Raw genomic sequence first — 20242 nt, forward strand, 5'->3', positions numbered from 1 at the left:
CATTTAACATTGCCTTAACGCCAGAATGGCAAGCGGTTTACCAAGAAAAATTAAAATTATCTGGTTTGACATAAAGAATATTAAGGGTTTCAGATGGCTTCAAAAGTGGCAGGGATATCAATACTGAGCTTATTGGCAGCGCCAGTTGCGATGGGAGAAACAGCCAGTGCTTATGATTTATGTTTGCTAGACAAAATCAAGCAAAGCAAAGGTGAGGAAACCATAAAGAGCATTCGCGCGCAGTGTGAGCTCGATGCAGTAACAAGTACAGTGCCCGCTGATCCAGAAATTGAAGAACCTGAGGAGCTTCAGGAAAGCTTGGTCGACAAGCGTTTGGAATCAGAACGAGAAAACGCCTTTGAACCATTTAGTTTGGTGGCGCATCGTGTTAACTACATCTTGCCGTTCACTTACAGTGATCGCGTAAATAAGCGTGCTTATGCGGACACTAAGTACGGAGATGAGTTGCGTAAGGAAGAAGCGGAGTTCCAAATTAGTTTTAAAGTGCCAATGAACTACGACGATTTGTTGTTTGATGGGGATGGTTTGTTCTTTGGTATGACGCTAAAGTCATTTTGGCAGGTGTACACAGGAGCAGCATCGCGTCCATTTCGTGAAACCAATTATCGTCCTGAGCTTTTTTATTATACCCCGACAGACTGGAAGCCACTTGATGGTTCGACTTGGTTAGGTTTTGGTATTGAACATGAGTCGAATGGGCAGAGACAAGAGTTATCGCGCAGTTGGAATCGTGTTTATGCCAACTTAACCTTTGCGAAAGACAATTTTGCGGTTTCTCTTCAACCGTGGTGGCGTATACCTGAGGATGAAAAAACATCTCCGAATGATCCTAAAGGTGATGATAACCCGGATATCGAAGATTACATGGGGCACTTTGAGCTATCGAGTGCGTACAAATGGAATGGTTATGAGTTTACCTTCTTAGGCCGCCAGAACTTCCAAACGCATAAAGGCTTTGCCGAATTAGGGGTGTCATTTCCGATCTGGGGCAAACTTCAGGGATACGCACAGTACTCGACGGGGTATGGTAAGAGCTTGATTGACTATGATCATAATCAGCAGCGTATTGGTGTTGGTATTGCGATCAACGGTGTCCTGTAGTTTTTCGGTAGCCCAATAGAAATAAACGCTGGCAATTGAGATTTCAGTATTTAGAATGCGTGGCTGAAATTGATTTCCAACCTAGAGTGATTTTATGCTTCGTGATTACACCTTCGATTGTCTTGTAACCATGCCTCGTCATGAACTGGAAGAGTTTAGTGCTCGCATGATCAGTAAAATGGTGCCTGAAGACGTGATGAATGAGCTATTTACTTTCGATCAAGAAGAAGTGGATAGCGAAGACCGTATGTTGTCTGCACGTCTTGATGCCATGTTACGCATGACAGCAATCGCACTGAGTGAAATTCAACAAGCGTTTGATGACTCAGACAATGCGAAGCAAAATAGCGAGCGAATGACGCGACTGGTTCTTTGGCATTTCTATGCGATTTCATTCCATTTGGAAGAGGCGATCACGTTAGAAACACACTGTGCACTAGTGGAAAAGCTACTCGAAAATACACCTTCGGATGTTTTTGATTGGGTAAAAACATTGACGGAACTTCTGCACACTTACGCTGAAATCAACGCGAAAGAAAACCCTCAAGACTAAGGTTTTTGTCGTTAATCCTTCAGTAAACAAGGCGAGCCATCCGGTTCGCCTTGTTTTATTTTTGCATCTGTAAAATCCGCAGTTTTGTACTTTTGACGTACACCACAAGCCTCGCTTTAGGTTCGCTTCTCACTAGCGAATAGGGCGATTCCTTCTTACACTAAAATCAAAGTGTTTGTTTTCGAACACTTTAATGCGTCATTAAGGTGTGTCTTCCAATCCACTTAAATACGGATAATTTATGTCGGAGAACGTTCTGGTTTTTAAATTTGAGCCTATTTTGAAGCGTATATGCCTTCTATCTCGGCTACATTTTCGTTGCGGGCGTAAATAATGGACCCGTTAACGCAAGGTTTACTTGGCGCTGCTTTGCCACAGTCTGCAAGTAACAAGCGGCACATTGTGGCTGCTGGCGTGTTAGGCATGGTTTCAGGGATGGCGCCGGATTTGGACGTACTTATCCGTTCATCAACTGACCCATTGCTGTTTTTGGAATATCACCGACACTTTACCCATTCATTGTTGTTTATCCCTTTTGGCAGCTTTCTCTGTGCTTTAGTGTTGTATCCGTTGTTAGCAAAAAAGCGAGGACTAAGCTTCCGGCAGAGTTGGTTTTATTGTGCCCTTGGTTATAGCACCCATGCGCTGTTAGATGCTTGCACCAGCTATGGGACTCAGCTTTTTTGGCCGATAAGCAACACACGCTATGCCTGGAATACGATCTCTGTTATCGATCCCGCTTTCTCACTTCCGATTTTGATCCTGCTTTTCTTTGCCGCACTGAAGCGAAATCGAAGCTACGCGCGTGTCGCATTTCTATGGTCTCTGGCTTATCTGACTCTTGGGGTTATTCAACGAGATAGAGCAGAAGCGGCCGGGTGGAAAATCGTCCAAGAGAGACAGCACAGCGCTTTGCAGCTAAAAGCAAAACCAACCTTCGGGAATCTTTTGGTCTGGAAAGTGATTTATGAAACGGAAGATAACTACTATGTGGATGCGGTAAGAGTGGGGCGTTCAATAAAAATCTACCCAGGCGAATCCACACCAAAGCTCAATGTGAAGACTCAATTTCCATGGCTCGATCCGCAATCGCAGCAAGCGAAAGACATCGAACGTTTCCGTTGGTTTTCAAATGGTTTTGTAGCGCAAGACCCGAATAACGAAATGCGAATTGTTGACGTGCGTTACTCCATCGTTCCAAACCAAATTAACGCGCTGTGGGGCATCAATCTATCCCCAAAAGCCAGCGCGGATGAACACGTCGAATACACTGCTCATCGAGGTAGTACAACGGAAGACCGCCAAACTTTTCTCAATATGCTTACGGATTTTGAGTGATGGTTTTTACTTTGGGTACCGATGCGGTGTCGTAATAACCATCACGCTGACTGAAAGTCCTTCACTAGGGTAGGCTTGCTGGCGAAGAAAACTTTGCCAAACAGAGACTTGTACTTCCAGCCAAGAGACAACAGTCGTTTTGCTAAGCTTTTGTTTTCAATGATAGCGACCTCAACGCCTTGGTAATGATATGGATGGCTTTTAATGTAGTCGATAAATGCAGTAAGCACACCTTGCCCGCGAACGGAGGGCGCAAAGTTGACTGCAACAATGGAAAAGCGCTGACTGCCAACAGGGCAACGGACAAAGCAGTGTCCAAGCGGATGAGTGATGGTCTCGGAAAACTCAGGAAACGCGCGAGACTCTAGTTCTTGAGAAAGCGCATCGTATTGCTGACATAAATGATAAAAAAGTTGTTTCGCTTCACTGTTCATCTCGGTGCCACTTACTTGTAACTTGGTTTAAAGGCATTGATTTCACGAACATTGTAACCATAGGCAGCAAGACAAAACGCGGTGAATTTTTACAGTGGTAATTTCCTATTTTTGAAACCTAACTTGTTACAAATGAAGTTGATTGGATTTTATATGGTACTTGGGGATGAGTGTTTCTAGTTGAAGGGAGAGTACGCTGGTTACTGGATTCTTACCGGAGTTCCTGTATTAAAACGAGAACCACTTGGTTTAATGCCGCTCGTTTAACTACGAGTGGCATCTTTTTGTATTTCGTTATCTTGTACAGCGGCGAAGGTGCGTGATATAGGATCTTCTATCCTAGCTCTTTATGGTCAAAATTGTCTCTTTAACCACTCCTCAGCACGTTGCTATTAGATTCCTAGTCTCGCCAAGGCTCGCTGGAATGACACAAAAACATCGTTAAGCTATTGGCATTAAATCACTTGGTCCGTTTTTGCTTATTCTTGAGGGCTTAACTAGGCGTTACTCTAAGTGCTTAAATTGTAACGCCACGAGTCGCTGATACAACTCACAGCTTTGCATTAATGATTGGTGGTTACCAACATCGACTAACTCACCATTGTCCAGCACCGCTATTTTATCCGCATGTTGGATAGTCGAAAGGCGATGAGCAATGATAAGTGTTGTGCGTCCTTTCATCAGTGCTTCAAGTGCTTGCTGAACGTGATGTTCACTTTCACTATCAAGGGCGCTGGTAGCTTCGTCTAGTAGTAAGATTTTTGGATCTTTTAGAATCGCGCGGGCAATCGCAATGCGCTGCTTTTGACCACCTGATAGTCTAACGCCGCGCTCGCCTAAAAAGCTGTGATAGCCTTCGGGAAGCTTCTCAATAAACTCATGGGCATGAGCTTTTTTGGCGGCTTCGATGACTTGTTCATCCGTGGCTTCTGGATTGCCGTAGCGAATATTGTGGAACACATCATGGCTAAACAGCGCTGGCTGTTGTGGTACGAGTGCCATTTGGCGTCGAAGCTCTTTTGGGTCGAACTGTCGAATATCTTCGCCACCAAACAACACTTGCCCCTGTTGTGGGTCATAAAAGCGTTGCAGCAATTCGAATAGTGTTGTTTTACCTGCACCAGAAGGGCCAACCAACGCCAATACTTTGCCTTGTTCTGCGGTTAGATTTAATTCTTTGATAGCTGGTTGATTTGGGCGAGAAGGGTAGTTGAAACTCACCGAATTAAAGTTAACCTCAGCAGGCATATCCGGACGGACAGGCAAATGGTTGCTTGACGCTTTAATATCGCTGTCTACTTGAAGAATCTCAATCAGTCGCTCGGTAGCACCTGCGGCTCTTTGCAGTTCACCCATGACTTCGGAAATGGTTGCAGTCGATGAGGCAACCATAATGGCGTAAAACACAAACGCTGCTAGGTCTCCCGCAGACATCTTTCCGTGAATCACATCGCTGCCGCCAACCCAAAGCATGCCTGCAATTGCGCTGAACACAATCACAATAACGCCTGATATCAGGATTGCGCGTTGTTTTACTCTCTGTCTGCCCACTTCATACGCTTTTTCCACCTCGACAGCGAAAGCCGCTCGTTCGTACGGCTCTGAGCTAAAACTTTGCACGGTTTTAATATGTTCTATCGCTTCACCTGCGTAGCTGCCGACATCGGCCATTGAGTCTTGACTTTGGCGAGAGAGCGCACGCACGCGTCGTCCATAAAACAAAATCGGAACCAAAACCAAAGGCACAGAAGCAAGCACAATCAGCGTGAGCTTAACGTTGGTGGCAAACAACATTATGATGGCCCCAAAGCACATCAAAGCGCTACGCATCGCCATCGAGAACGATGAACCAATAATGCTTTGCAGCAACGTGGTATCGGTAGTCAGGCGCGACATAATATCGCCGCTACTGTTGGTCTCAAAATAGCTCGGATGCAGCGTAATCACATGGTTAAACACCGCAAGGCGAATATCCGCACTGACGCGCTCACCTACGGAAGACACAAGGTAGAAGCGAAAGAACGTCCCAATGGCAATACACAGTGTGACACCGACAATAAACTGAATCGCATTGGTGAGCTCTTGCAATGATTGCTGTGCAAAGCCTTGGTCGATAAGAATACGCACCCCATAGCCAACGGATAACGTCAAACTTGCCGTCGCGACAAGGGCAACCAAAGCCGCCACAACCCGCCATTTATAAGGTGCAATAAAGGTGTTGAGTTTAAGAAGAATGCTGAGATTTTTGTTATTTTTTCGGCTCATGAGTGACTCACAAAGCGTTTTAGGTACCTGGCATAGTAAGCCAGTTTGGTTGGTGAGACCAGCGAACTACCGTTTTCGGATAGGCGAGTTTAGTGTGTGGGGGAGCATAAGTAACTTTTATAACTCGAACTTTAAATAGAAATGTTTCCCTTGATATTCTATTGAAATATAATGTTTTCTGTATAGTAACTGATAAAAAATGTACCTTCGATGTTCGAAATGAGCACGTAATTAATGAATGTTTTTATCTGTAAAAATAATAGTCTAAGCTAATTTCTGTGAACAGAAACCAGGTAATTACAAACGTGCTCTACCTAGATACTATATAATAGTTAACTGTTATATAGTATTGTTATTATAAGAAGATAACTTATCTTGCCAAATTCATTGCGTGTCCTACAAATTGCTTCAGCTTTTTTATAAAACGAGAAAAACAATTTTTAATTACAGAATAAGTGATGTTTGATACATCTAACGCTGGATTTCCAGACATTACATTCATATGGCCAAGAATCCCGCGCAAATGCTCTGCATATTTAACTTTTATTTTGCTAATACTATGAAGCAACTTAGCCAATAAATCCCAACAGGTCATTCCTGCAGTCATGTATGCTTGAGCTCTGTGAGCCTGGCCACTTAACTTAAGTAAAGTCATGATTGCAGAACCGATTTTTGCTATCCAAGTGGAGTTGAAGTGGGCGTTATGCCTGTTAAAATATGAAAGTGTAGTCGGTTGTCGAAGATAAATATCGGAGGAGTACTCCAGACCTTCCCAGTCCTGTGTATTGGCAGTATTCATGTATCCTGGCGTTGCTTTCAAGCTTAATCCGTGGGCACATGCGTATATACCAGAGCTTCCATCGAGTCTATATTCGCTACCACCATGGACAAACGGCCAAAGAGGCACCATTGGTACTGGATCAGCACCATGCGTACAGCGATAGGTTTTCTCTATTTCACTACTTACTCCACGTGCAAAAGGTAAAAAGCCAACCCGAGGCGCACCAAATGTATATAAGTGAACTCGAGCATGGTAAGTACATCTCAACCACTCTGCAGCTAGCGAGGCTACTGCTCCCCCTAAACTATGACCCACACAATGTATTACTTTAGGCATGGTTCCGTAGGTTTTCTTATAAGATAAAATATAATTGGATATCTGCGGTCGAATGCTATTAAAACAGTTCTTAAAACCGGCATGAACAATATGACCTGAGGATGTGCCAGTTAGGCCAACATGTCCATCTGTGATAATGTCACCAATTATTTTCTCAGTACCTCTAAATGATATAACCAAAGAATCGGCATACTGAGTTCCTTTTCTACCTTCAGCTATTACAGCAAACTTTGTTGTTTGTTTTACTAAGCCTATTAACTTGGATGTTGCTTTGAAAATTTTTAATTTGGTATCAAATTCAAATTGTTTAGCAACATCAGTAGGAACGTTGTTTAATTCGCCAGAAAAAACATCATAAGGTACTTCTGCTATAGCTGAAGCTAGACGAGGGGTTAATGACTTCACTATGAATCTCCAATAACTTCCGATTGAAAATAGCCAAATAATGAACATTGGCTATAAACATACACTGGTGCAGAGTTTCCCTCTCCATCTTTAAATGCAAAGGAACTTATCGGGTTGTTAATCTCACAATTTAAATTTCCAAGATTGTTTCTTTCAAAATCACTTACAACGAATCCGCTCAATGTACTATTCCAAAGTATCACTCTCTTGTCATCGTAATTAGTGATAATATAAATGGAGACACGTTTTTCATGAAAAATTCCTTCCGTGTTTTTGTCTTTCTCCACATATATTGCTTCAAAATTGAACTCACCATTTTTGTCTGTTTTGACAATTAATTCTTCATTTATTTTTTCGGAATTTATTCCAAATATTATTTCATGATCTCTAACAGGAATCCCACTTTTTTTTATTACCCCATTTATATTGGGTGTATATTCATCAAGTTGTTTTTTATTCATTTCAAACACTCGGTAAAAATTAAAAATAACATACTACTTCTAAAGTGAAGTTAACTCTAGGAGGGGGAGCATAAAATGCGACATGAGGTGAACTTGAACTGTAACTAATATAAAAAACAATTACATTAAGTTTGGTATCACCTAAAGATTAAAGTGTTTTTAATAAAAATGGCACAATATAGATTGTGCCATGATTAATTTGATAATTTTATATTTATGATTTTGTAGGATTTAATTATAGATAAATGTTATAGTTTTTAATAGGTATTATCTATTTACTCGCAAGAATTTAATCAGTTCGCATTGGCTCAATACAGAATCTCCATATGAATGGAAATCATATTTTTTAATAGGATTGCTAACTTCGCAATGTAAATTAGACATATTTTCTCTTTCGTTATTTTCAATTGATAATTGCCTAGAAATTCCCTTCCAGATTATAGCTTTGTTGTTGTCAACTATTGCGGAAATTTCTATGGACAGCATCTTTTGAAAAATACCATCAAAAATACTTAGAACCTTTCTTCTTTTTCTTAAAACCGAATTAAATGTAAATACACCATCTTCGTTTGTAGGGCATCTGTATTTTAATGAGTGGTTACTAGATTTAATCCTAAGTTCTATAATGCAGTCTTGTATAGCGAACCCATTCTTGGTAATACGCCCTTTAATGTTTGGAGTATACTCTTGGATTTCTTGACCACTAAAAAAATATCCAAACGCAAAAATAAAAATCAACATGATAACTAATATTAGTGCAAAGTATTCTGACGCTATAAAAATTAAATCTAACACAATTGTAACCCACCTGAAATGAAACTAGTTAAATTGTCGCGCAATATGGGTAAGGGTAATACCTAGTCTATATTTATGTGAGATTCTCATCACAATTTTAATGATTTCATATAGGTTTACTTTCAAGCTTGAGAGCTCTGTTCATTAACACAATTTATATAATCAATAAGTTACATTGATTATAGGTGATTTCTAATATATAGAAATCTAAATTTTTGAACAAGAAGTTAGGTATGACTAAAAATTTAATTATGGAGATATCAAGATAGAACAATTCTCCTCCAAATTTTTATAAAAATAAAGATAATTAGTATCATTGTATTTTTGTGTAATTCTATCAATGAATAATTATAAGGTGAAAATAAGAAATGTCAGTAATCCATAAGGATTATGTAAAATTTAATAGATAATAGATGGTTATGGCTGATGTTAAATACTTTATCATAGCATGTCAATGCTCACCCTAAAATGGAGCTCTTGCTGATGAAATTTTTAGTTTCATAAGTAAATATAATATTAGCTGAATCCATAGAGACCTATAAGAAGCTGAGGATTTATTGTATTTAAAACACAAAGTTCCCATGTGATACATCAGTGTTTTAACTAAAAGTGATAACTATCAGGACTAAAAATTACTCGTAGTAGTTATAAACATACAGATAGTAACAGGTAACCTTACGGTTTACCCACTTGTCTCGTGATTTGCTTGGCGTTTGAACTACTCATAAAGCTCTTCTGGAAATATAAAGGCATACAAAACCAAATCTTCTAGATCATGTTCCAGCTAAATCACTTTCAGAGCTCTTTAACCGATTTTCACGACATAACTTAGTGGATAGAATCGAAAAATCTGTTAGTGTGCCTATTTTGGTTAGTTGCACATGCTAATTTTATCATAATGAAACTGCTAATACATGTAATCTCCTACAGATCTGTATTACTGGAGTATCACATTGCTTAGACTGGGGCCGGAATCCTGTTTGCGAGGCGATGTGTGATTGAGCAAGCCACACGAGAAATATGACTAAAGGGTGTTGCAAAAAATGAATTTCTATTCGAACTTGACGCTTTAGACGTGATTGTTAAAAAATGCGATCTGCTTGAGAGACTAGCCCGGCTGGTAGCAAACTCACCAATACAACAATTCGGTTTGCTTTTTGAGTGCTGACTCGGAAGCAAGACATAAACTTATCAATATGTGAGCTTACTAACACGCCATACGTGACACCTCATGTATTCTTAGCCGAAGCGAAGAAGAGGATTTATCAATGTCAAAAAGCTCCAAGCTTCACAATGAAGACAAACTGGTCAAGAAGGCACTAGAGATTGGTGGGAAGATGGCGAAACTACAAGGTTTTGACCTCCCACAGTCACCACAACCTCTGAGAGTAAAAGCGATTTACCTATTCTTGGTCGATGCAAAACAGATAACGCCACTACCGGAAAGTAAGCTAGACGGCGCAAGCATCAAACACCGACTGGCAGTATGGATACACAGTGCATTGCCAGACAACGACCCTCTAAAGTAGAAAACTCAAGAAGTCACATAGGTTATTACTTAACACAGGCCATTAATTAACAAGGCGAGCCAAATGGTTCGCCTTGTTTGATCTTGGCGAGTGCACCGAGGTCTTTTTGCGTGGCGGTATCATTGATTTACAAAACAGAATCAAAAGGACTAAAGATAAATCCCGAGAAGCGCTACAATGCAGGCGTTGCGAGAGTGCAGCCAAGATTACTCATTTACAGAAGCCTTGAAGTAACCATACATGTCTAAAGATTTCGAATTCACTACAGAATACATACTCGACAAACCTTTCTTTGCTGAGTGTTATGATCAAACTAGCCAACCAACGAAGTTTCCACAGGCGTACCTAAAAGGGATACTGTTTCTTGTCTTTGGTGTGGTTTTGTTAGAGTTTGAACTGCTACCTAACGGTTATGTCGGTTGGTTCTTTATCGTATTGAGTGTGATTGAAGCGTGCAGCGTTTACTTCAAAAGAACTTGGTGGCTGTGGCGTCAAACCATCAGCTCAAGCCGTGGCAGTAAAGTGGTTTTTGAAGTGAATGCAGATGGCGTGCGCTACAAAAGCGGTAAAGTTGACCGTAGCCTCGCAGGAATGATATCGACCAACTCGAACAAACTGATTTGGGCTTTATCCTTCACCTTGGTAAACAACGCCAATACATCAGCAAATCTTGCTTAAACGAAGAAGTGAGCGCGTTTATGGTAGAGCAGCACGCGGCATCAAAAGCGAGCTAACAAATTCACATCAAGCTGGAATGAGCGATCTAAAAAGTAGGTGATATATGATCGAACTTCATAACAAGTGATTGGTTGATTCTGAATCAACTGGGTTTGATGTACAAAACTAATAGGGTTTAGAGATTTCTCTTTCGGACAAACTGCTTCGGTGTCATGCGCGCAATCTGCTTACATTCTCTAGTCATGTGTGCTTGATCGGAAAAACCTTGCTCCAGCGCCAACTCCGATAAAGTAAGATCGGGTTGCGCTCGGAGTTGCTCTAAAGTGAGCTTCACTCGTTTAATGCGTTGGTAATGTTTAGGAGTAATCCCCAACCATTTCTGAAAATTGCGCTCTCTCTGGCGCTGACTGAGCGTCCCTGTAGGCTGGTCAATGATGTGGCGGACGTACTGTGGTTCATATTCCTCAATCAGTGCTTGAACCCAGCGATACAAAGTAGAAATCCTTGCAGACGGCGAACGCGCTGTTTTCAGAGACTCAAATGTTGCTAGCGCAGAAGAAGCCAAAGGGTGGTCGTCTTGAATCCGCAATAGCTGATCTAGGCGTTTACCAAATAGTTGATAACCAACTGCAGGATGAAAGCGTACGCCAGTCATCACCGCGCCTGGCGGTAGGCAGACTTGATGTGCCAGAATGCTCACAGGTAGTAGGACAACCCCTGGCGTTTGCCACTCACCATCCATTTGTACTTCATTCTGTAAAATGAATACCACACCTGTACCAGCATCACTGAGTAATTGTTTACGTACGGTTTGCGTCGTATCAGGTTTGACGGATGCTGACCAAATGGCTTGAACATAGCCAGCTAAAGCCTTTTGAGGTTTTAAAATATCAAATTCTAGGTTCAAATGAATCATCCTATTTAACCTCAACTTAAATGAGAAAGTGATATACATGTACTTTTCATCATATTAAGCTGAGGAATAAGCAGCGACTTATAAGTAAAAACTGTCAGATAGAATTATCTAGGTTTATAGTCTCCAACCTTTGGCTTAAATGCCTTAACTATTCGGTTCCAACTATTGATCGCGTTGATCGCAATTGTTAGGTTGACCATAGCTTCTTCTCCGAAGGTATTCAAGGTCAGCTGATAGGTATCATCATCTACTGGTAGGCCAGCAGTTAGTAATTCAGCCCAGCCTAGTGCAACGTGTTCTGCATCGCTGTAGAATGGCATATCTCTCCATGCACTAAGCCCCCATATGCGTTCCGGCTTTTCACCTAACTTAAGCGCATCTTTACTATGCATGTCGATACAAAATGCACATTGATTGATTTGCGATATGCGTAACTTAACCAGTTCCCATATGATCATGTTCATGGTTTCTGATTGGCTAAATTGTTCATGGAAGTAAGCTTCCTGAGCGTACAGGATTTCTATTGCCTTTGGCACTACTTCAATATAGTTGAGTCGTTTTTTCATGGTCATTCTCCTCTGTTTTTCACATAATAAAAAACGCTCTTAGCAAAAGATTGAAGATTTTCGACATGCACTCAATAAAGTTAGATAAAAGAGTGAACGACGAAAGCGAAAAAGGATGTCCATTTGATGCTGTGCGTAAACATGCGTATTGTGTGCCTTACACATTTGCAAGGCGTTACGTGCTTTCTAGAAAAGTCTCAAAATAGCGTACAATTAGCGTTTTGACGCAGCGGAAATCATCATGTCCAAAACTGTTCAGCAGCAAATCGGAAACATTGCTCTAGTCGTTGAAAATTACGACGATGCTATCGAGTTTTATACTCGAAAACTTCAATTCACCCTGGTTGAAGATACCAACCTAGGAGGTGGTAAACGCTGGGTTCAAGTTTCTCCTCCAAACTCCAATGGTACAAACCTACTTTTAGCTCAGGCAAGTACACCGGAGCAAACGCATGCAGTAGGAAATCAAACAGGTGGTCGTGTTTTCCTGTTTCTGCAAACTAATGATTTTTGGCGTGACTACGAGTTGATGAAGAAAAATGGTGTTGTATTTAATGAAGAGCCTCGTGTGGAAGAATACGGGACAGTGGTGGTGTTCCAAGATCTCTATGGTAATAAATGGGACTTACTGCAACTGAACTGAGAAACTACACAGCACCTGCATAACATAGTGTTCATGAGGAGTTTCCAACAAGCTTTTAAGGTTCTGAGATATTTTTCTAATTCTAAGGTTCTCAGAAGTTACAATATTTCTAAATCACTTTTGTGCAAACAATAACTAGTTATCATTCCTTCTTGATGTACCAACAAATGTCAGGGCGGCACACCAAAAACAAAAAGGCGAACCAAACGGTTCGCCTTTGTCTATTTAGATGCTACCAAAAATTAATCTTCGTAGTTATCGATGCTTGGGCACGAGCAGATTAGGTTACGGTCGCCGTATACGTTATCTACGCGGTTTACTGTTGGCCAGTACTTCCAAGATTTGGTCGCTTTAGAAGGGAAGCAGCCAAGCTCGCGAGAGTAAGGACGGTCCCACTCTTCAGCAGAAAGGTCAACTTGCGTGTGTGGCGCATTAACGAGAGGGTTGTTCTCTAGTGGCCATTCACCGTTTTTCACTTTTTCCATTTCTTCGCGGATAGCGATCATCGCATCACAGAAGCGGTCCAGCTCTTCTAGATCTTCCGATTCCGTTGGCTCAACCATTAGCGTGCCCGCTACAGGGAACGACATAGTTGGTGCGTGGAAACCGTAGTCCATTAGACGCTTCGCAATGTCTTCTTCGCTGATGCCTGTTTCTTCTTTCAGTGGACGAATGTCGATAATACATTCGTGCGCTACACGACCATTTTTGCCACGGTAAAGAACAGGGTAGTGTTGGCGAAGTGTTTCCATCACGTAGTTTGCGTTCAGAATTGCTACTTTTGTTGCATCTGTTAGGCCTGCTTCGCCCATCATTGCGATGTAAGCCCAAGAGATCGGTAGGATAGAAGCGCTACCCATATCTGCTGCTGATACTGCAAAATCTTCGCCTTCTACGCCGTCTTCAATATGGCCTGGTAGGAAAGGCGCCAGGTGAGATTTCACACCGATAGGACCCATACCCGGACCGCCACCACCATGTGGGATACAGAAGGTTTTGTGTAGGTTTAGGTGAGAAACGTCTGAACCGATGAAGCCTGGTGATGTTAGACCAACCTGTGCGTTCATATTAGCGCCGTCTAGGTAAACCTGACCGCCAGCGGCATGAACCATTTCACACACTTCTTTCACTTTCTCTTCGTAAACGCCGTGCGTAGAAGGGTAAGTGATCATAATGCTTGATAGGTTGTCTTTGTGCTTCTCGATTTTCGCTGCTAGGTCGTCGATGTCGATGTTGCCTTCTTCATCACACTTAACCACGACAACTTTCATTGACACCATAGATGCTGTCGCAGGGTTAGTACCGTGCGCAGAGCTTGGGATCAAACATACGTTGCGGTGACCTTCGCCACGGCTTTCGTGGTAGCGTTGAATCGCGATAAGACCTGCATACTCACCAGATGCACCAGAGTTTGGCTGAAGTGAGAATGCGTCGTAGCCTGTGATCTCACAAAGCTTCTCTTTTAGATCTTTCGCTAGTGCTGCATAGCCCGCCGCTTGTTCTGCTGGCGCGAATGGGTGGATAGAACCAAACTCAGGCCAAGTGATTGGGATCATCTCTGCTGCTGCGTTCAGCTTCATCGTACAGCTGCCTAGTGGGATCATGCCATGCGTTAGCGAGAAGTCTTTGTTCTCTAGCTGTTTCAGGTAACGCATCATTTGCGTTTCGCTGTGGTGCGTATTGAATACAGGGTGAGTCAGGTATTCTGTTGTGCGGCGTAGCGCTTCTGGAATTGCCGCAAACTCATTGCCTGCGATTTCCGTCGATAGTGCTGCTACGTCTTCTTTTACACCAAAGACTGCAAATAGTGCTTCTACATCAGCGACCGTGGTTGTTTCGTCACAGCTAATACCTAGCTTGCCAGGTAGTAGACGTAGGTTGATGTCTGCTGAAAGTGCTTTTGCGTAAAGCTCTTCTGTTTTTGAACCTGTGTTGATCGTGATGGTATCGAAGAAGCTGTTATGAGCAAGTTCAAAGCCACCTTTGGTTAGGCCAGCGGCGATAATCGCAGTCATATGGTGTGTACGGCGAGCAATAGTGCGTAGACCTTCTGCGCCGTGGTAAACCGCGTAGAAAGACGCCATGTTCGCTAGCAATGCTTGAGCGGTACAGATGTTCGATGTCGCTTTTTCGCGGCGGATATGCTGCTCACGAGTTTGCATTGCCATGCGCAGTGCTTGGTTACCGTTAGTATCGATAGAAACACCGATCACACGACCTGGCATGGTACGCTTGTGTTTGTCACGCGTTGCCATGAATGCCGCGTGTGGACCGCCGTAACCCATAGGAACGCCAAAACGTTGTGCAGAACCGATTGCTACGTCTGCGCCCATTTCACCAGCAGGTTTCAATAGGGTAGAAGCAAGCAGGTCAGTCGCAACAGTGACAAGCGTTTTGTTTGCTTGCGCTTTTGCGATGATGTCCGTTAGGTCACGAACTTCACCTGTTGTGCTTGGGTATTGAACTAATGCGCCGAACACGTCTTGCTCTGGTAGGGATTCTAGCGAACCAACCAGAACTTCAAAGCCGATGAATTTTGCACGAGTTTTTACTACTTCTAGCGTTTGTGGGTGAACATCGTCAGCCACAAAGAATACGTTGCTCTTGCTCTTACCTGCGCGCTTACACAGAGTCATTGCTTCTGCTGCCGCTGTTGCTTCGTCTAGCAATGAGGCGTTCGCGATTTCCATACCAGTTAGGTCGATGATCATTTGTTGGAAGTTTAAAAGGGCTTCCAAGCGACCTTGAGAAATTTCAGGTTGGTAAGGTGTGTAAGCGGTATACCAGCCAGGGTTTTCTAGCACGTTACGTAGAATGACGTTTGGAGTAAACGTGTTGTAGTAGCCCTGGCCAATGAATGTACGTTTAATTTGGTTTTGTTTAGCAAACTGCTTCATCGTCACTAGCATGTCTGCTTCGCTTTTCGCTTCTGCCAACGTCATTGGTTGTTCTAGGCGAATTTGTGCAGGCACGGTTTCTTCGATGAGGGCGTCAAGGCTTACCGCGTTGATGGCATCCAACATTTTTTGTTGGTCTGATTTGCTTGGTCCGTTGTGGCGTCCAACGAACTCATTTTGTGTGCTGAGGCTTTGAAGTAATTCAGTCATTGTCCTTTACCTACTCCTTGGCTCGGGTAACGGAAATGGTCGTTAGTGACACATTTAATTATACGTCCGAACCTAGAAAAAAAGCTGCTCTCTAAACAGGCTAGGGAACAGCTTTCGTCACATCCTAATTACTCTTCTTCGATAGAGTTTAGGTATTCTTCCGCGTCTTTTAAGTCATCCAACTCAGATGGGTTTGAAAGCTTCACTTTCACAATCCAACCACCTTCGTACGGTTCTTCGTTGATTAGCTCTGGGCTGTCTTCTAGTTCTTCGTTGATTTCTACGATTTCACCGGTAACAGGAGAGTAGATATCTGACGCTGCTTTTACAGACTCAACCAAAGAGAAGCTTTCACCTGCTTCTACTTCGTCTTCTACGTCTGGTAGGTCAACGAATACTACGTCACCCAACATTTCTTGCGCATGCTCAGAAATACCAAGTGTTACTGTGCCGTCACCGTTGTCACGTACCCACTCGTGGCTATCTGTAAACTTCAGTGTTTTGTCCATTGCTTAATCTCCAAATAACTTGTCAGGAATTATTGTGATTTTTAAAAAATCGTTTATTGGTAAAGAGGGAAGCGACTGCAAAGTTCTTTTACTTCTTTGCGAACGCGTTTTTCAACGTCTGCGTCACCTTCTGGGTTGTTCACCAAACCATCCAGTACGTCACCAATCCAATTACCGATGAGTTTGAATTCTTCAGCGCCAAAGCCGCGGCTTGTACCCGCAGGCGTTCCTAAACGGATGCCCGATGTAATCATAGGCTTCTCTGTATCGAATGGGATGCCATTTTTGTTACATGTGATCCCAGCACGTTCTAGAGCTTCTTCTGCTTTGTTGCCTTTCAAGCCTTTAGGGCGAAGGTCAACCAGCATTAGGTGCGTGTCTGTGCCACCAGTTACGATGTCGCAACCGCGAGTTTGCAATACTTCCGCTAGGACTTTTGCGTTATTGATCACCGAATCAATATAAGTTTTAAATTCAGGGCCAAGCGCTTCTCCAAATGCAACCGCTTTTGCTGCGATAACGTGCATCAGTGGGCCGCCTTGTAGGCCAGGGAATACGGCGGAGTTGATTTTCTTAATGATGTCTTCGTGGTTAGTAAGAATCATACCGCCGCGAGGGCCACGCAATGTTTTGTGTGTTGTGGTTGTCACAACATGCGCATGTGGCAATGGGCTAGGGTGTGCACCTGTTGCGATAAGGCCAGCAATGTGCGCCATATCGACCATAAGAATTGCGCCAACTTCGTCAGCGATTTCACGGAACTTAGCAAAATCGATAACGCGTGGAATAGCACTGCCACCTGCGATGATCATCTTTGGTTTGTGTTCTACTGCAAGTGCACGAACGTCGTCGTAGTTGATTTCCAGTGTTTCGCGATCAACGCCGTATTGAACTGCGTTAAACCATTTACCAGAAAGTGCTGGGCGTGCACCGTGTGTTAGGTGGCCACCAGCGTCCAAAGACATGCCAAGAATGGTGTCACCTGGTTGAAGAAGAGCCAGTTTCACCGCACCATTTGCTTGAGCGCCTGAGTGAGGTTGAACGTTTGCGTATTCGCAATTAAAAAGTTTTTTCGCGCGTTCGATAGCAATGGCTTCCACTGTATCTACGTGCTCACAACCACCGTAGTAACGACGACCTGGATAACCTTCAGCGTATTTGTTTGTTAGGCATGTGCCTTGAGCTTGCATTACCGCTTTAGAAACAATGTTCTCAGAAGCGATAAGTTCGATTTGTTCGTTTTGGCGAGCGGATTCCGCCTGAATTCCAGCAAAGACAGCATCATCTGTCGCAGAGAGGTTGGTAGAGAAAAAGTTTTCCAAGCTGTGGTTAGGGTAACTCTTATTCATGGTAGTTGACCTTCCAAATCTTAAAATGAACCCGCAATAGATGAATTATGATTTGCGGTTGTGGTTCATTTGTCCTCAAAACAGCTGAACTGCATAGCAGAACAGAGTGAACATCCGGCCCTAAATGTGGGCAAAAACTCCGTCGGATTGCGTGTTTCCTTTACCAATCTCTTACGGAAATATGCATCTCTACATCTAACAAGTTGGTAACATAGCGCCTGCAGCGGGAACAATCAACCAAAAATTTCCTATAGGAAACAAGATTTCAAAAATTGTTAACAAGAGCACGGTTTAATTCACTTGGTGGACTTTTATCCACTATGTGCTTCATGCACAATGCTAGTAGGATAAAAATAAGGATATCTATAGAGGGATTTATGGCAGAAAGTATTTACGATGAATACCCATCGATGACGTTAGCGAAAGAGCAAAATGAGCAAAATATCGAGCCATTAAAGCTGGGTCAGCGTATCAAGGATATCCGCTCAAAACTTGGTATTACACTAGAAGAAGCCAGTCAGCGAACAGGGCTTGCTCGTTCTACACTGAGTAAAATAGAAAATGAGCAGATTTCTCCGACATTTCAAGCAATGCAAAAATTGGCGCTTGGCTTACAAATTGATATGCCGCAACTCTTTGAGCCACCTAGAAAAAAGGTTGCGACAGGGCGTAGGGATGTTACCAAGAAGAATGAAGGCAAACCACACCCAACGCAAACCTATGAACATGAACTGCTCGCTACTCAACTTTCCAATAAGAAAATGATGCCGTTTAAGAGCCAAATTCGTGCTCGCAGTTTTGATGAATATAAAGACTGGGTTCGTCATGATGGTGAAGAATTTTTGCTTATCTTATCTGGTGAGGTCATGTTCTATTCTGAGTTCTACGAACCTGTTGTTCTAAGCGAGGGCGACAGCGTCTATTACGATGCGAACATGGGACATATGTTGACCAGTGTTAGCGAGGAAGATGCGCACATTTTGTGGGTGACAGCCAAATAGTAATAAATTATTGTAAATTTCCTATAGTGAAAGCAAACGATTGCTGTCGGTGGTCGTTATGATGAAAAGGCGCTTTTTTGATGAGAATACACTCATTAAAGCGCTTTTTTTGTACGATTTGTTGTGATTAAAATGTTAAGAGTCACACTTTTGCAAGTCGATCTACGTCTTGTTCGTGCAAAATAGAATGAGCCGTGTTTATTATTGGAAACACATCGAATGCCGATAGCATTCTCGGGTCTATCTAAATGGAGACGAAAATGACTCAAGAACTACTGAAAACACCACTACACGCACTTCACGTTGAAGTTGGTGCCAAAATGGTCCCGTTCGCGGGTTACGATATGCCTGTTCAGTATCCTCTAGGCGTAAAAAAGGAACACTTACACACTCGTGATGCCGCAGGTCTGTTTGATGTTTCTCATATGGGACAACTTCGCCTAATTGGTGACGGTGCAGCTGCGTTCCTAGAAACATTAGTGCCAGTGGATATTGTGGATCTTGAGTCTGGTAAACAGCGTTATGCGTTCTTCACTAATGAAGAGGGCGGCATCATGGATGACTTGATGGTAGCTAATCTAGGCGATCATCTTTTTGTGGTTGTGAACGCGGCATGCAAAGAACAAGACATTGCACACCTACAATCGCATTTGCCATCTGGTGTTGAGTTAGAAATTATCGAAGACCGTGCTCTGCTTGCGATCCAAGGTCCTAAAGCGGCAGCTGTATTGGCGCGTTTTGCCTCAGAAGTTTCTGACATGCTGTTCATGGATATTCGTAAAGTCGATATTTTAGGCGCCGAATGCATTGTTTCTCGTAGTGGCTACACTGGCGAAGATGGTTACGAGATCTCGGTTCCTGCTGACAAGGCAGAAGAACTCGCACGTAAACTGACCGCAGAAGAGGAAGTTGAATGGATTGGCCTTGGTGCTCGTGATTCACTTCGTCTTGAGTGTGGTCTTTGCCTATACGGTCATGACCTAGACACAACAACTACGCCTGTAGAAGCAAGCTTGTTATGGGGCATCCAAAAGGTTCGTCGTATCGGCGGTGAACGTGAAGGTGGTTTCCCAGGTGCGGATATTATTCTTAAGCAGATCGAGACCAAAGATGTGGCGCGCAAGCGTGTCGGTTTGGTCGGCCAAACTAAAGCACCAGTCCGTGAAGGCGCGGAATTGTTTGATGCTGATGGCGTTAAAATTGGCGTTGTCACCAGCGGCACTGCGGGTCCAAATGCAGGTAAGCCTGTCTCAATGGGTTATGTGCGTGCTGATCTTGCTGCGATTGGTACCGAATTGTTCGCTGAAGTGCGCGGAAAAATGCTACCAATGACGGTTGAGAAAATGCCGTTTGTACCGCAACGTTACTACCGCGGTTAGGTTACTCATTATTGCCATTCTTCGCGTATTCGCGAGGCAAGAAACAAGCAAAAATGCCGAGCTTTCTAGCTCGGC

17 protein-coding genes and 1 pseudogene are annotated in these 20242 nt (G+C 43.0%); 8 read left to right on the top strand and 10 right to left on the bottom strand.

Translation table 11 applies throughout. The features are described from left to right. Positions 1-93 precede the first annotated feature (93 nt). From NL645_RS02420 to NL645_RS02430, 3 genes are all read left to right on the top strand, one after another. Complete coding sequence (locus tag NL645_RS02420) at positions 94-1122, top strand: phospholipase A (protein WP_006742284.1); 1029 nt, start codon at positions 94-96, stop codon at positions 1120-1122. 94 nt (positions 1123-1216) lie between these two features. Continuing rightward, complete coding sequence (locus NL645_RS02425; protein WP_005395188.1) at positions 1217-1675, top strand: hypothetical protein; 459 nt, start codon at positions 1217-1219, stop codon at positions 1673-1675. A gap of 333 nt (positions 1676-2008) precedes the next feature. Beyond that, positions 2009-3013, top strand: a complete 1005-nt coding sequence (locus NL645_RS02430) for a metal-dependent hydrolase (RefSeq protein ID WP_253651122.1) — start codon at positions 2009-2011, stop codon at positions 3011-3013. Between the two features lie 41 nt (positions 3014-3054). Here NL645_RS02430 and NL645_RS02435 read toward each other — a convergent pair whose 3' ends face one another. The 5 genes from NL645_RS02435 to NL645_RS02455 all read right to left on the bottom strand — a co-directional run bounded on the left by NL645_RS02435 (position 3055) and on the right by NL645_RS02455 (position 8490). Continuing rightward, positions 3055-3447, bottom strand: a complete 393-nt coding sequence (locus tag NL645_RS02435; protein WP_047008310.1) for a hypothetical protein — start codon at positions 3445-3447, stop codon at positions 3055-3057. A 504-nt stretch (positions 3448-3951) separates the two neighbouring features. Next, positions 3952-5712, bottom strand: coding sequence for an ABC transporter ATP-binding protein/permease (locus NL645_RS02440; RefSeq protein WP_253651123.1), 1761 nt, complete (start codon positions 5710-5712; stop codon positions 3952-3954). A gap of 370 nt (positions 5713-6082) precedes the next feature. Next, positions 6083-7234 carry a lipase family protein gene (locus NL645_RS02445; RefSeq protein WP_253651124.1) on the bottom strand — a complete coding sequence of 384 codons (1152 nt, stop codon included), beginning with the start codon at positions 7232-7234 and terminating at the stop codon, positions 6083-6085. Beyond that, positions 7234-7695 carry a DUF6795 domain-containing protein gene (locus tag NL645_RS02450; RefSeq protein ID WP_253651125.1) on the bottom strand — a complete coding sequence of 154 codons (462 nt, stop codon included), beginning with the start codon at positions 7693-7695 and terminating at the stop codon, positions 7234-7236. The genes NL645_RS02445 and NL645_RS02450 overlap by 1 nt, the downstream gene beginning before the upstream one ends. A 267-nt stretch (positions 7696-7962) precedes the next feature. Beyond that, positions 7963-8490, bottom strand: a complete 528-nt coding sequence (locus NL645_RS02455; protein ID WP_253651126.1) for a DUF6795 domain-containing protein — start codon at positions 8488-8490, stop codon at positions 7963-7965. Between the two features lie 1268 nt (positions 8491-9758). On the opposite strand from NL645_RS02455, the gene NL645_RS02460 reads away from it, so the two are divergent. Together NL645_RS02460 and NL645_RS02465 are read left to right on the top strand one after the other, a co-directional pair. Continuing rightward, on the top strand, positions 9759-10019 hold the full coding sequence (locus tag NL645_RS02460) for a DUF5062 family protein (protein ID WP_005376453.1): 261 nt from the start codon (positions 9759-9761) through the stop codon (positions 10017-10019). Between the two features lie 240 nt (positions 10020-10259). Further along, a pseudogene (locus NL645_RS02465) lies at positions 10260-10753 on the top strand (YcxB family protein). Between the two features lie 119 nt (positions 10754-10872). On the opposite strand, the gene NL645_RS02470 reads toward NL645_RS02465, so the two are convergent. Then, a complete protein-coding gene (locus tag NL645_RS02470) occupies positions 10873-11613 on the bottom strand; it encodes a helix-turn-helix domain-containing protein (protein ID WP_253651127.1) in 741 nt (246 codons plus the stop codon). 104 nt (positions 11614-11717) lie between these two features. After that, positions 11718-12179: a carboxymuconolactone decarboxylase family protein gene (locus tag NL645_RS02475; RefSeq protein WP_253651128.1), complete on the bottom strand. Its 462-nt coding sequence runs from the start codon at positions 12177-12179 to the stop codon at positions 11718-11720. A 241-nt stretch (positions 12180-12420) separates the two neighbouring features. On the opposite strand from NL645_RS02475, the gene NL645_RS02480 reads away from it, so the two are divergent. After that, on the top strand, positions 12421-12822 hold the full coding sequence (locus NL645_RS02480; protein WP_253651129.1) for a VOC family protein: 402 nt from the start codon (positions 12421-12423) through the stop codon (positions 12820-12822). Positions 12823-13064: 242 nt separating this feature from the next. On the opposite strand, the gene gcvP is transcribed toward NL645_RS02480, so the two are convergent. From gcvP to NL645_RS02495, 3 genes are all read right to left on the bottom strand, one after another. Then, positions 13065-15929: an aminomethyl-transferring glycine dehydrogenase gene (gcvP, locus tag NL645_RS02485; RefSeq protein WP_046876055.1), complete on the bottom strand. Its 2865-nt coding sequence runs from the start codon at positions 15927-15929 to the stop codon at positions 13065-13067. Positions 15930-16057: 128 nt separating this feature from the next. Beyond that, complete coding sequence (gene gcvH, locus NL645_RS02490) at positions 16058-16438, bottom strand: glycine cleavage system protein GcvH (RefSeq protein WP_046876056.1); 381 nt, start codon at positions 16436-16438, stop codon at positions 16058-16060. A 53-nt stretch (positions 16439-16491) separates the two neighbouring features. Continuing rightward, on the bottom strand, positions 16492-17787 hold the full coding sequence (locus NL645_RS02495) for a serine hydroxymethyltransferase (protein WP_005395177.1): 1296 nt from the start codon (positions 17785-17787) through the stop codon (positions 16492-16494). A 377-nt stretch (positions 17788-18164) separates the two neighbouring features. Here NL645_RS02495 and NL645_RS02500 point away from each other — a divergent pair, with 377 nt between their 5' ends. Together NL645_RS02500 and gcvT are read left to right on the top strand one after the other, a co-directional pair. Further along, positions 18165-18788 carry a helix-turn-helix domain-containing protein gene (locus NL645_RS02500; protein WP_164665596.1) on the top strand — a complete coding sequence of 208 codons (624 nt, stop codon included), beginning with the start codon at positions 18165-18167 and terminating at the stop codon, positions 18786-18788. 260 nt (positions 18789-19048) lie between these two features. Beyond that, the gene (gcvT, locus tag NL645_RS02505; protein WP_253651130.1) at positions 19049-20167 is read left to right on the top strand and encodes a glycine cleavage system aminomethyltransferase GcvT; all 1119 of its coding nucleotides are present in this window, start codon (positions 19049-19051) and stop codon (positions 20165-20167) included. Positions 20168-20242 lie beyond the last annotated feature (75 nt).

Origin of the sequence: Vibrio sp. Y51_MX_L26 (assembly GCF_024181935.1) — a bacterium.
GTDB lineage: Bacteria > Pseudomonadota > Gammaproteobacteria > Enterobacterales > Vibrionaceae > Vibrio > Vibrio diabolicus.